General features: G+C 60.6%; 11 protein-coding genes. All 11 read right to left on the reverse strand.

Going from position 1 to position 12,348, the window contains the following annotated elements; translation table 11 throughout:
* Positions 1-216: 216 nt before the first annotated feature.
* The 11 genes from LGQ03_RS05970 to LGQ03_RS06020 all read right to left on the reverse strand — a co-directional run bounded on the left by LGQ03_RS05970 (position 217) and on the right by LGQ03_RS06020 (position 12,345).
* Entirely contained in the window at positions 217-1,251 is a 1,035-nt protein-coding gene (locus LGQ03_RS05970; protein WP_226747657.1) for a ketopantoate reductase family protein, read from the reverse strand.
* Complete coding sequence (locus tag LGQ03_RS05975) at positions 1,248-2,108, reverse strand: dioxygenase family protein (protein ID WP_226747658.1); 861 nt, start codon at positions 2,106-2,108, stop codon at positions 1,248-1,250. Before LGQ03_RS05975 ends, LGQ03_RS05970 begins: the two co-directional genes overlap by 4 nt.
* Before the next feature lie 17 nt (positions 2,109-2,125).
* Positions 2,126-3,187, reverse strand: coding sequence for a maleylacetate reductase (locus tag LGQ03_RS05980; protein WP_226747659.1), 1,062 nt, complete (start codon positions 3,185-3,187; stop codon positions 2,126-2,128).
* Positions 3,184-5,709: an ATP-binding cassette domain-containing protein gene (locus tag LGQ03_RS05985; protein ID WP_226747660.1), complete on the reverse strand. Its 2,526-nt coding sequence runs from the start codon at positions 5,707-5,709 to the stop codon at positions 3,184-3,186. The genes LGQ03_RS05980 and LGQ03_RS05985 overlap by 4 nt, the downstream gene beginning before the upstream one ends.
* A gap of 68 nt (positions 5,710-5,777) precedes the next feature.
* Positions 5,778-6,833: a substrate-binding domain-containing protein gene (locus LGQ03_RS05990; RefSeq protein WP_226747661.1), complete on the reverse strand. Its 1,056-nt coding sequence runs from the start codon at positions 6,831-6,833 to the stop codon at positions 5,778-5,780.
* Positions 6,826-7,845: an ABC transporter permease gene (locus LGQ03_RS05995; protein ID WP_226747662.1), complete on the reverse strand. Its 1,020-nt coding sequence runs from the start codon at positions 7,843-7,845 to the stop codon at positions 6,826-6,828. The genes LGQ03_RS05990 and LGQ03_RS05995 overlap by 8 nt, the downstream gene beginning before the upstream one ends.
* Positions 7,846-7,870: 25 nt before the next feature.
* A complete protein-coding gene (locus LGQ03_RS06000) occupies positions 7,871-8,851 on the reverse strand; it encodes a zinc-dependent alcohol dehydrogenase (RefSeq protein ID WP_226747663.1) in 981 nt (326 codons plus the stop codon).
* A 24-nt stretch (positions 8,852-8,875) separates the two neighbouring features.
* Positions 8,876-9,883: a Gfo/Idh/MocA family protein gene (locus LGQ03_RS06005; protein WP_226747664.1), complete on the reverse strand. Its 1,008-nt coding sequence runs from the start codon at positions 9,881-9,883 to the stop codon at positions 8,876-8,878.
* Positions 9,883-10,167 carry a YciI family protein gene (locus tag LGQ03_RS06010; RefSeq protein WP_226747665.1) on the reverse strand — a complete coding sequence of 95 codons (285 nt, stop codon included), beginning with the start codon at positions 10,165-10,167 and terminating at the stop codon, positions 9,883-9,885. The genes LGQ03_RS06005 and LGQ03_RS06010 overlap by 1 nt, the downstream gene beginning before the upstream one ends.
* A gap of 12 nt (positions 10,168-10,179) precedes the next feature.
* Positions 10,180-11,247, reverse strand: coding sequence for an SDR family oxidoreductase (locus tag LGQ03_RS06015; RefSeq protein WP_226747666.1), 1,068 nt, complete (start codon positions 11,245-11,247; stop codon positions 10,180-10,182).
* Between the two features lie 30 nt (positions 11,248-11,277).
* Entirely contained in the window at positions 11,278-12,345 is a 1,068-nt protein-coding gene (locus LGQ03_RS06020) for a 2,3-butanediol dehydrogenase (RefSeq protein WP_226747667.1), read from the reverse strand.
* Positions 12,346-12,348: the final 3 nt, after the last annotated feature.

Genomic DNA, 12,348 nt, shown 5'->3' on the forward strand with positions numbered 1-12,348 from the left:
ATTTTGGATCGTCACTTTCATCATGCGATCCACCGTAACTACTGGTCCGAATTTCTGCGACCACCTCTGTCCGCAATAGCCGGGCCGTTTTTCAGCCGCAAAACCCCCGATGTGAAGGTTGCTGTGCCCGTGATGGTGTTCCTGACCCTACCGCCGAAGCAAGACAGCTAAAGAGTTTGAGCCCAATCGGTTATCCGATCTGTGACAAACCCAATTCTATGATTTGCCGACCTGAAGCAGCGCGTCGATGTTCCGGTCCGTGAAATCGCGCGTGCCGGCTTCAATCTGAAGTGCCATTCGCACAACATGATCGTTGATTGGTGCGGCTTTGTCATGGGCGGCCAGCGTATTGACGACCCATCCATTTACATCCTCGATTTCAGCTCGCCGCCCTTTGCGCCAGTCCTGAAGTGAGGTTGTCAGGGTATCCTCGCGTGAAAAGGTTTTCAGAACCTCTTCAAAAATTTCGTCAACGAAACGTTCCGGGTGATTGCTCATGACCGGGGGCATGCCGATGATCGGCATGATCCTGGCACCGTCCGCCAGCGCCGCCTCCATCGCCTCATAGCCTGCCTTACGCATGAAATCGAGCATACCGGGTTTGCGCGCTGCGTCGTTCAAGGCGGTATCGATAATTGCCGAAGGGATCAGCTCGGCAGCATTGACCACCAGTTTCATCCACTTGGCCGAATGAATATCATCCGTCACCTCGACCCGGCCAGAATGGCGCAGCAACGTGGCCACGTCCTCGACCTCGGCTTGCTTTGCCGGATCCAGCGCGCCCAAAGCGAACCAGCTTTCATCATGGTCGTTTTGTCGGGTTGTCACGCCGGGGGTCCACATGTTTGATGCGATTTGGATCACCGCGCCGATCGTCCGATCGCGACCAACGATAGACGCAATCTGTTCATGGGTCATGCCGTTCTGAAGGCCGATGATGAAGCCGTCGGATGCCAGCACCGGCTTGATCAGCTCTGTCGCCCAGCGCGTATCGTAGGCTTTCACCACAAGAAACACGAGGTCAAACGGTTCATTCACCTCTGCGACCTCGCACAGGTGCAGTGCCTTTACCGGTGTATGAATTGTGCGTGTCGGCATGTGGACGGTCAGCCCATTTTCGCGCATCGCCTCCACATGGGCGGGCCACTGGTCGATGAATGTGACATCAAGGCCTGCGCGGGTGAAATCGGCGGCGATGGATGCCCCCTGCGCCCCGGTGCCAAGAAACGCGATGCGCGGGTTGGGTTTCATGTCGCGGCCTCCGGCACCATTTTGAAATCGAAGGTCGAACGCCAGGCCGTCGCCGCGTCCGGCGTTGCTTCGTAGTCGGCGATCAGGGTCTTTTTGACGCCAAAGACGGCGTCAGAGCGCAGATAATCGTCACCCTTTACGAAAGTATGTGCAATGACTGTTTCATGTCCCGGCGCGCTCACGATGAAGTGCATATGCGCGGGCCTATACGGATGCCGCCCGAGATGCCCCAGCATCTGTCCGACAGGGCCGTCATCGGGGATCGGATAAGATACCGGCTTTATACCCGCAAACCAGTAGCGCCCGTCCTCGCCGGTCACGAAAATCCCGCGATTGTTGGGCTGCGGCTGAACATCGGGTTGCTGCACGTCGTAGAACCCTTCTGCATTGTCGGACCAGACGTCAATCCGCGCGCCCGCCAGGGGTGCGCCATGCAGGTCGGTCACGCGGCCTTCGAAAAGGCAGCTTTCTCCCACGCCATCCTTGCTGATATTCGTCCCCATCTGCATTTCGGGCACGCCGTCCACATGGAAAGGCCCCAGAACGGTATTTTCGGTCGCCCCATCAGGACGACGGTTGTTGATCGCGTCAACCAGCATCGAAACACCCAGCACGTCAGACAGCAGGATGAATTCCTGCCGGTTACCGTCGCACATCTGGCCGGTCTTGGTCAGGAACGCTATCGCCTGCGCCCATTCCGCCTGTGTCAGCTCGACGTCCTTGATGAAGGCGTGCAGGTGCGAGACCAGCGCGTTCATGACCTTGGCCAGTCGCGGATCGGTGTCGCTGCCCACCCGCCCTGTCACGGCGGCGACAGAGTCGTCTTCGGTAAAATAGGCGATTGCAGAGTCAGACATGGGTGGCCTTTCTTGGGTCAGCTCTCAGGACGGGCGCCTTCGTAGGCCCGCGTCAGCAGTGCCTCGATGCCATCGCGCGTCACGTCGCGCGGATTTGCGTAGGGGTTCTTCACTGCCAGTCCGGCCACCTTCGCAATGTCATCACGCGCAAGACCGAGGTCCTTCAACGCCAGCGGCGCGCCCAGCGCGCGGGCAAGATCATGAAGACCCCCGCCCAGGTCTCCGCCGAAAAGCGCGGCAGCAGGGGCAAGCGCATCGCGCGCGGCAGGGGCGTTGTAGGCAGCCGTGTGGGGCAGCAGGATCGCGTGGGTTTCGGCGTGCGGCAGATCGCAAGTGCCGCCCAGCGTATGACACAGCTTGTGGTGCAGCGACATGGCCACCGATCCCAGAACCACACCGCACAGCCACGAGCCATAAAGTGCGGCACTGCGGGCGTTTATATCGGTCGGGTCAGTCACGATTGCGGGCAGCGCGTCGCGCAAGGCGCGGATGCCTTCGACAGCCAGCAAGGATGTGACAGGATTGGCGTCTGGTGCATAGAGCCCTTCGACAGCATGAGCCATGGCATTCAAGCCGCTTGCCACGCTCATCGCGACAGGCAGTCCCGTTGTCAGGGCGGGGTCGTAGATTACCACCTCTGGCCTGATCTTCGGATCGCGGACGGTAGATTTTTCGCCATCCTTCGTTTGGCCCAGAATATCCGTCACCTCTGACCCGGCATAGGTCGTGGCGACGACGATCTGCGGCGTGTCGTTGCGCCAGGCGATGGCCTTGCCCAGCCCGATGGTGGAACCGCCGCCCAGCGCCACGATGCAATCGGCACCGCAGGCATCATAGGCCGCCAGCGCCTTTTCCGTCACCGCGACCGGGGTGTGCATCGCGGCATCATTGAATTGCCCTGCGGCCAGTGGTCCAAGCTGTTCCGCCAGCGCGGTCAGGTCTTTCGCCTGGAACGCGGTCGACAGCAGGAAGGCGCGTTTGCAGCCGAGACGCGCCACCTCTGCGCTGACCTGCGACAATGTGCCGGCACCGAAAATCACGCGCGATGGTGCGGCCTGATAGATGAATTCACGCATCATGCCGGTGCCTCTGCCCGGCTACGTGCGGTGGCGTAGATCAGTGCGGCCACGACAATCAGCGCGCCCTGAAAGAAGTATTGATAGGCTTGCGACAGCCCGAGGAAAGACACGGCGTTCAGCACTTCGGTCAACAGAACCGCACCGAGGATCGTGCCGATGAACGTGCCACGCCCGCCGCGCAGGCTGGTGCCGCCCAGAACGACTGCCGTGATGCTCGACAGGGTGTAGGTGATGCCCTGCGAAGGATCGCCAACGCCGATCTGGGCCATCAGCATGACCGCGCCGCAGGCCGTTAGCAGCGATACGGCAACATAGCCAAGAATGAATACGCGATCGACCCGCACGCCAAGCCGGCGGGCGGCCCCTTCTTCCGACCCCACTGCACGCAGTTGCCAGCCGCCACGGGACCGGCGCAACAGTATTTCTGCCGTGATGCCGAATACAATGAGCACGATGAACGCAACCGGGATCGGCCCCAGCTTCCATGTCAGCCAGTCCATCACCGTGAAATTGATGTAGCCACCGGGGCCATCACGCAGCACGAAGCTGAGACCCTGCAACCCGATATACATCGCCAAGGTCGCGGCGATCGGGGTGAAGTTGGCATAGCGCATCAGGCTGCCGTTCACCGCGCCGACGACAGCCGCGCAGGCAAACATCAGCACAAAGCCCAGCGCGATTGTCGACGCCCCCTGCCCATCATTGATGAAGAATGATCCCACAACCACAAGGAACCCTGCCAAAGGCCCAACCGACAGATCGATACCGCCCATCAGCAAGGCAATGGTCTGACCCATCGCAATAAAGCCAAGAGCAGTCGCCAGCAGCAGGATGTTCGAGATGTTGAAGGCCGACAGATAGTTTGCATTCTGACCAAAGACATAAAGTCCAAGCAGCACGATCACCGCCGCCAGCGGGATCGCTGTCGCGTTGTCGCTTTGCACCAGATGCCGCCAGCCGCCACGTGACTTTTGCACTTGGACCGTCGGTTCCCCCATGTTCGGTGCATGGGTTTCAGCCTGCACGGCAGCACCAACGATCCGTTCTTCGGTGATCGCGTCGCCTTCCAACACCTGTGCCACGCGGCCACGCGACATCACGACGACGGTGTCGCACAAGCCTTCAAGTTCAGCGGCATCAGACGAATTGACGATGACGGGCGTGCCTGCGTCGGACACTTCGCGCAGGATGCGGTAAATCTCGAACCTTGCACCAACATCGACGCCCTGCGTCGGTTGGTCGGCGATGATATAGCCGGGACGCGACAGCAGCGCGCGCGACATGACGATCTTTTGCTGGTTGCCGCCCGACAGCGACAGGACCTTTGCGTCCAGCCCCGGCGTCTTGACGGCAAGCTGTCCAAAAATGTCGCGGACGTCCGCCAGTTCGCGGCTTCGGTTCATCACACCGCCGCTGGCAAACCGGTCAAGTGCCGTGAAGGTCGCGTTTTCGCGCACGGTCAGGTCCGTCGCCAGCCCTTCTTCATGTCGGTCGGCGGGCATATAGGCGGCAGTGCGGGACAGCGTGTCGGCTTTCAGTGCATCACCGTTCAGCAGCACCTGCCCAGTATAAGGCAGCAGGCCCGCAAGGGCGCGCATCAGTTCGGCCTGTCCGTTTCCGTCGACACCCGCTATCCCGATGATCCGGCCACGACCGACGTCAAAGCTGACATCGCTGAAGTTCTTTCCTGTCAGCCCCCTCACCGCGAAATTGATTGTCGCGGCAGCGCCTGTCGCTTTGGGCGGGAAGGCAGACACAAGCGACCGCCCGACGATCATGTCAAGCAGCGCCTGATCGGTCACGTCGTTGGCCAGCGATGTGCCGCGCATCCGACCGTCACGCAGAACCGTGACACGGTCTGCGATTTGGCGCAGTTCCGCCATGCGGTGCGTGATGTAGATGACGGCGGTGCCTTGCGCCGCCAGTGCGCGAATGCGGGCAAACAGCATGTCGGTCGCATCTTGGTCCAGTGCTGCCGTTGGTTCATCCATGATCAGGATACGCGGCTGAACCGCTAGCGCCTTTGCGATCTCCAGTAGATGGCGCTGCGGCACCGGCAAATCGGCGGCGCGCGCATTCAACGGCACATGCAGCCCCACGGCATCCAGCATATCGCGCGCAATCTTCAGGCTGTCACCTCCTGCAAAGACCTCGTCTGGCAAGGCAACGCGGAGGTTTTCGAGCACAGTCAGGTCGTTCAAGACGGCCGGATGTTGATAGGCAATGGAAATACCCAGCTCGGTCGAACGGGACGGAGTCATCGGTGATACGGGATCGCCCGCGACTTCCAGCTTACCCTCGGACGGTTGAAGCACGCCGGAAATGATGTTCATCAACGTCGACTTGCCAGCGCCGTTTTCTCCAAGGATCGCGTGGACCTCTCCGGGATAGATATCAACAGAAACGTCGACAAGCGCCGCCACGCTGGCGAAATACTTGGTCACGCCGGTCAGTCGCAGCGCCGGGGCCGTAACAGGGTTATGGCCTGTTTCAGATGCGGTGATTGTGTCGATCACTGTCATAAACTGTCCTGCGATGGCGTCAGTTTTGAAAAGGATCCGGGCGCGGATTGCGCCCGGACCGGTATCTTTTACTGCCCGACGGCTTTCGCCTGATCTTCGCCCGTCATTTCCGCAGACAGGTAGATCGAACCAGGCAGTTCCGGGCGGCAGTCAACAGGGTTTGGCGTGCCGCTGACGGAGTCTTCAAAAACAGGTGCCTTGAAGATTTCATCAGTCGGCGGCGTGCCGCCCGTCGCTTCGGCCACGGCCCACTGCACCGCAAGCCTTACGTTGTCGTTGCCGGTCGCGACCGTGAACAGTTTGAAATCCGGGTTGGCTTCCTGATTTTCTGCCCAGAAGCACGACAGAGAATTGCCGTCAGACGTCGCAATGGCAGGGATGGACCGGCCGAATTCCGCAAATACGGGCAGCGCGCCGACCAGTGATGGACCAAAGTCGGACACGATCATGTCGATCTGGTCGTTCTTTGCGATTTCAGCCGACAGGACCTGCTGTGTCAGCGACGGGTCCCAATTGGTGACGGCAAAGGGTTCGGGGTTGATGAAGACATAGCTGTCGTCCAGAACCTCCTTCATACCGGCCAGTTCATCCACGCCCTGGCTGTTGCCTGCGGGGCCCGACAGGAACAACAGGTTGCCGCCATCCGGCAGCTGTTCCTTGATCCAGTTGCCCCAGTTCACGCCGTCATCCTTGAAGGACGAGCCGATGAACTTGGTATAGTTGGTGCCGGCTTCGCCGCCCACGTTGACGCGGTAGGGCACCACGATGGCACCCGCGCGATAGGCGTTGGTCAAGGCCGGCAGGACCGCCGGGCCGGCATCGCCGAAGACCACCAACGCATTGATACCACGTGCGACCATCGAATTGATGTCGGAGATCGCCTTTTGCGTATCGCCCTGGCCGTCCGCATATTCGAATTGCGTGATGCTGGGGCATTTGGCGACTTCTTCAGCGCCCGATGCTGTCGTGACCAGCCGCCAGCTGTTGCCGCCGAAGCCGTCGAGCAGCGCCAGCGATGCCTCGTTCGGGCCGCACCAGCTTGGCACGTCTTGCGCCATGGCAGCGGTTGCACCAACTGTCAGTGCAAGTGCCGAGACTGCGATTTTCAGTGTGTTATCAAGCATTGTCCGTAACCTCCATTTTGGACTTTTCTTTGATCGTATTTTGGCGGCGCCATTGGATCGAATAGACACCGATCCCGAAAACAAGCGCCAAGGCCTGAATGATGGTCTGGGCCGAAAACGGCACCCCGACCGAAAGTGCGAACTGGCTCAGGAGATTTAAGAAAAACGCCGCAATCACGGTTGTGACCGGAAAGCCCCGCCCACCCAGCAGCGACGTGCCTGCCAGCACCACCACCGCGACGGATGGCAGCAGCAAAGCGTCGCCTTGGAAAGCCGTCGGTTCCCGGGTGATCCCCGCAATCATGATGCCTGCCACGCAGTAGTGCAGCTGCGCACAAACGTACGCCATCGCCTGATACAGCCGTACCCGCAGCCCCGCCGCATGGGCGGCCAGCGGATTGGCCCCGATCACCTCGAACCGGCGCCCGGCGGCAGTTTTCTTCATCACGAATGTCACGAGGGCAAGGATTGCCAGCGCGAAGAAGACCGCATGCGGAATGCCCAGCGTCTTGCCGCCCGCAATTTGCGCCAGAAGTGGCGTGGTCGTGCGTGGCACGCCGCCAGATACGGCAAAGACGACCCCGTAAAGCAGCGCATTCATCCCGATGGTAGCGACAATTGCATTCAGCCGCATGACACCGACCAGAAAACCATTCGCAAGACCCGCCGCAATGGCCAGACTGAAAGCAATCATCACCGCAGGCAGCAACTGGGCGTTGTCGCCCGACGGATAGTGCGTGACCATCACAACCGACAACGATACTCCACCCGCCAATGACAGATCGAACCCGCCCTGCTGCACGACCAGCATCTGCCCAAGGCCCACGATGGCGATAACGGCAGCGAACGGCAGGCTACCCGCCAGGCCACCGTAGGACACAGCCGAGGGAGCAAAAATCAGGCATAGGATCACGAGCACGATGGTCGACGCCGCGACCGTGACGAAGCCGCGCGCAAGAGGGATCTGCGTCAGGCCCAAACGGGGGGCGGCGATGTCTGCGGTCTGAGTCATGTTCTGCTCCCTCCCCTTTTTTCTTTCAGCCGATGTTCAGCGTGACCTTGACGGCCTTCTCGGGGTTCTTGCCCAGATCGAACGCCGCCACCGCGTCATCCAGCCCGAAGCTGTGCGTCTGAATCGGCGAGAGGTCGAGGCCCGTGCGCTCCAGAAACCTGATCGCACCGGGCCAGACGCCGGGAGAGCCAATGCAGCCGCGTACAGTCAGGTCCTTGATCTGGATCTTGCCCAGCTCCACCGGAAATTTCTGGCCGATGTTGATACCGACCATCGACACAAAACCTTCGGGCCGTGCGTAGTCGAACACATTCGCCAGCGATGCGGCATGGCCTGCACATTCAACGACCAGATCAGCGCCGCCCTTGGTAATCTCTGTGACAGCCTCGATCGGATCACCGGCAGTCGGATCGACGGTCGCATCGGCACCCAGCTTCATCGCGATCTCGCGGCGTAGCGGAACCGGATCAACCACGATAACCCGCGCGCCCATTCCGATGGCCGCAGCCGCCGACACAAGCCCGATGGTGCCACCACCGGAAATCACGACCGTTTGCGACGCATCCACCCCGCCGTGCCGCAGCACCGCGTAGTACCCGCAGGTAAATGGTTCGATCAGCGCACCCTTTGCATCATCGACGCCGTCGGGCAGTTTGTGCAGCCATTCGGGGCGCGCCGCGAAATACTCGCGGTCTGCGCCGTCCATGGAAAAGCCGAAATGATGGATGCGCTCAGGCGTATTGATGACGCATTCGCCCACCACGCGGTCGCCCGCTTTGAGGCTTTTGACGTTCGATCCCACCTCGACGACCTCGCCCACCCATTCGTGGCCAGGGGTCACGGGATAGCTGATCGGAATGATGTAGTTGCCCGATAGCAGTTCATAATCCGAATGACAGATGCCGACACGGCTGGTGCGGATCATCACCTCATTCTCGGTGATGCCGGGTGTCTGGACGTCGGTCACGACAGGCTTGTTTGGCTCATCGAAAATCAGGGCTTTCATATCGTATCCTCCCGTATTGGCCGTTCAGGCCACGCGTTCGATTTGGCCGCTGGTCGCGGATGCAAAAACCGCTTCCAGCAGGGCAATGTTATTGACAAGATGATCACCGGTGATCGGGTAGGCCTCTTGTCCCCGCACGGCACGGGCAAAGGCGACAAGGTTATCTTTCACCGGCTCGGCCTTGCCGATTTCGACTGTCTCGATCGGCCCGCCCGCCATGGCGGACGTCACGATCCAGCCGTCGGGGCTTTCGACATGGGCCTTGTCGCGAATGTCGATCCAGCCCTTCGATCCATAGACCGTAAAGCGGGACATGAACGGATTGGCCAGCGAGGCCGAAACATAGGAGGTCCCACCGCCCGCGAATTTGACATAGGCCGCTACAGTGTCGCCCTGCGGCAGATCGCTTGAAAGCTGTTCACAGATGCAAAGCACGCTTTCGGCACGTCCCAGCAGACGGACGGAAAGATCAAGCAGGTGAATACCTGTCGCCGTCATGCCGCCCGCCGGTGCCTGATCCGCCTTCAGCCGCCAGTTGTCACGATCAAGCGACAGGAACTTGTCGTGGCTGAAGTTGGATTCGATCTGATGGATGCGACCCAGCTCTCCCGCATCCGCCTTCGCCAGCATGTCGGCGATTGGCGGCTCCCACCGGCGCTCATGGCCCATGCCCAGCACCAGGCCCGCATCGGCGCAAAGCTTTACCGATGTTTCCGCCTCCACCTTGGTCAGGGCGAGCGGTTTTTCGCAAAAGATGTGCTTTCCGGCCGCCACGGCCTGCGCGATCTGGTCGGTATGCAGACTGTGCGGCGTGGCCAGCACGACGGCCTCGACCGCCGGATCGTTCAGCGCATCGGCATAGTCGGCGGATAGCGGGATGCCCTTGCTGTCGCACAATTCGCGCACCGTGGCTTCGTTCGGTTCAACGGCGCGGACAACCCTGATTTCTTCAGGGGCGGCTTGCAGCACGTTGAGCATCTTTTGCCCCCACCAGCCCATTCCGACCAGCGCAATACCAACGGGACCAGACATCAGCGATTGTCCACACGTTTGGCGAAAGGCCGGATCGAGACGGTTTTCCACAGCCCCGCATGATGAAACGGATCGTTCTGGTTGAACGCCTCAACCTCGGCCAGAGAGTCCGCCTCAAGCAAAAAACAACTGCCGATCATCGTTTCTTCGTCATCCGCCAGCAGCGGGCCAGACACCAGCGTCTTGACGGTAGCGGCGGCCAGATAGGCTTTGTGCGCCTCGTAATTTGCAAGCCGCTTTGCAACGGCACCATCATGGTCAAGGCAATGGATCACGTAATGCATCGGTCTGGTCCTTCAGGCGGGAATGATGTTCTGCGCGCGCAGCGTGTCGAAGACGTCAAAGAAGCTGGCAGACGTCGGCTGGTAGGCATCAAAGCCCAGCACGCGGCTGTTGGTCATGTCGGTAAAACATTCCAGCGTGCGGCTGAGGTCGGCATCCGAATGCCACCAGGACGCCAGCTTGCCGACCGGAATGTCCTGCAAGCCGTGCTTGGCCACGATATCGGCCCAGATGTCGGCGGCGTCCGACATTGTTTCTTCAAGCGGTGTGGTGTGGCCCGGGTAATCCGCCACCGGCACATCGAAGTAATCCGCGATCTGCTGCCAGAGCCATGTCCAGCGAAACACGTCTCCGTTGACTATGTTGAATGGTGTATCAGCGGCCTCCGGCGTGGTCGCGGCCCATTGCAGCTGCTTTGCCAGAATGCGCGCGTCGGTCACATCAGTGACGGCGTTATATTGCTCTGGCGAGCCGGGATAGACGAAGGGTCGCCCCGTGTGCTTGCAGATGCTGGCATAAACGGCCAGCGTCACGGCCATGTTCATCGCGTTGCCGACGACGAAGCCGATCATCGTGTGCGGACGGTGGACGGACCAGGTAAAGCCCTGCTCTTTTGCTTTCTCGAACAGCACATCCTCTTGCGCGTAATAGAAGTTCGGTCCCGGCAGGCGCGGGCTGCTTTCCAGAAACGGCGTGTAGGGCGTAACCTTGGCATAGTCGTCGAACGACCCGAGGTAATGCTTCAGACCCGTGACAAGTGCCGCGTGCTGCACGGGTGCATCGGCTATGCCGTCGAACAGGTTGCGGATCATCGCGGCGTTGACGCGGACGTTTTCATCTTCGGACGCCTGACGCGACCAGGTGCAATAGAACACGTGGGTCACATCCTGCGCTTCTTGCAGCGCGGCTTTCGCACCGGCTGCATCTTCGAGATCGGCAGCGATATGTCGATCGGAAAAGTCGAGATCCACGGCGCTGCGCGATACGGTCACGACCGTCCAGCCCGCGTCTTTCAACTGGCGTCCGGTATAGCTGCCAGACAAGCCGGTCGCGCCGACGATCAGTGCGATGTTCTTGGTCATGAAATCAGGTCTTTCTCAGTTTCAGTCAATTCAGGTGGTGACGAGAATTTTCAGGTGTTCGCCTGCAGGATCGAGCAGTGCTTCGAACCCCTTGGCGACGACATCCTCGGCGTTGATGCGGGCGGTAATGACCTTCTCGACAGGGAACGTCCCTGCAGCGATCATCCGGGCGATCCGGGGCCAGATCTGCGTCGGGTAGCACCAGGTCGCCTCGACCGTGATATCCTTCAGCGCCCACAGCATCGCGTCGATGCTGGCAGGTTTCATGTGCAGGCCGACCTGCACGACGCGGCCCTGACGGCGCACAGCGTGGACACAGGCATTCAGCGATACCTCCAACCCTACGCATTCCAGCGCAACATCAACGCCGACGCCTTCTTCGGTCAGATCACCCACGATAGCTGCGAGGTCCTGACCGCGCGGGTCGACAACATACGCATAGGGAGCAATTTCCTTGATGATGCGGCGACGATTGGGGTTGGTTTCGGACACGATGATCGTCGCAGCACCGGCGGCGTGGGCCGCCAATACGGTCAGTGCGCCGATGGGGCCGGCGCCCGACACCAGCACTGTCGATCCTGCCGTCACGCCGCCACGGTCAACACCGTAAAGCGCAACAGCCGCAGGTTCGATCATCGCTGCCTGTTCATCCGTGATGTTGTCCGGCACAGGCTGCGCGTTATAATCCTTGATCACGGCCTTCTCGCCCATGCCGCCCCAAGCCCACGACAGGCCGACGCAGCCCATTGACGGCGAGAGGTGATAGAGCCCGCGCTTGCCATAATAGTCGCCCCGCGGCGACAGCAGCGGCTGAACGGAGATGCGGTCTCCTACGGAAACGTGATCCACACCGGACCCGACGGCCAGTACCCTGGCGGAAAATTCGTGGCCCAGAATCTGCGGGTTTGTGGCGCCGGTATAAATATGCGGTTCTTGCGGGGTCACGATCGGGCCTGCGATGTATTCGTGCAGGTCGGTGCCGCAGATGCCTGTGACGAAGGGGGCGATCAGCACATCGTCGGCGGCCAGATCGCCTGACGGCTCTGCCACATCTTCAACGCGGATGTCCTTTGCTCCGTGGAAACGCACTGCCTTCATCTG

It is taken from the genome of Loktanella gaetbuli, from assembly GCF_020531945.1.
Lineage (GTDB): Bacteria > Pseudomonadota > Alphaproteobacteria > Rhodobacterales > Rhodobacteraceae > Loktanella > Loktanella gaetbuli.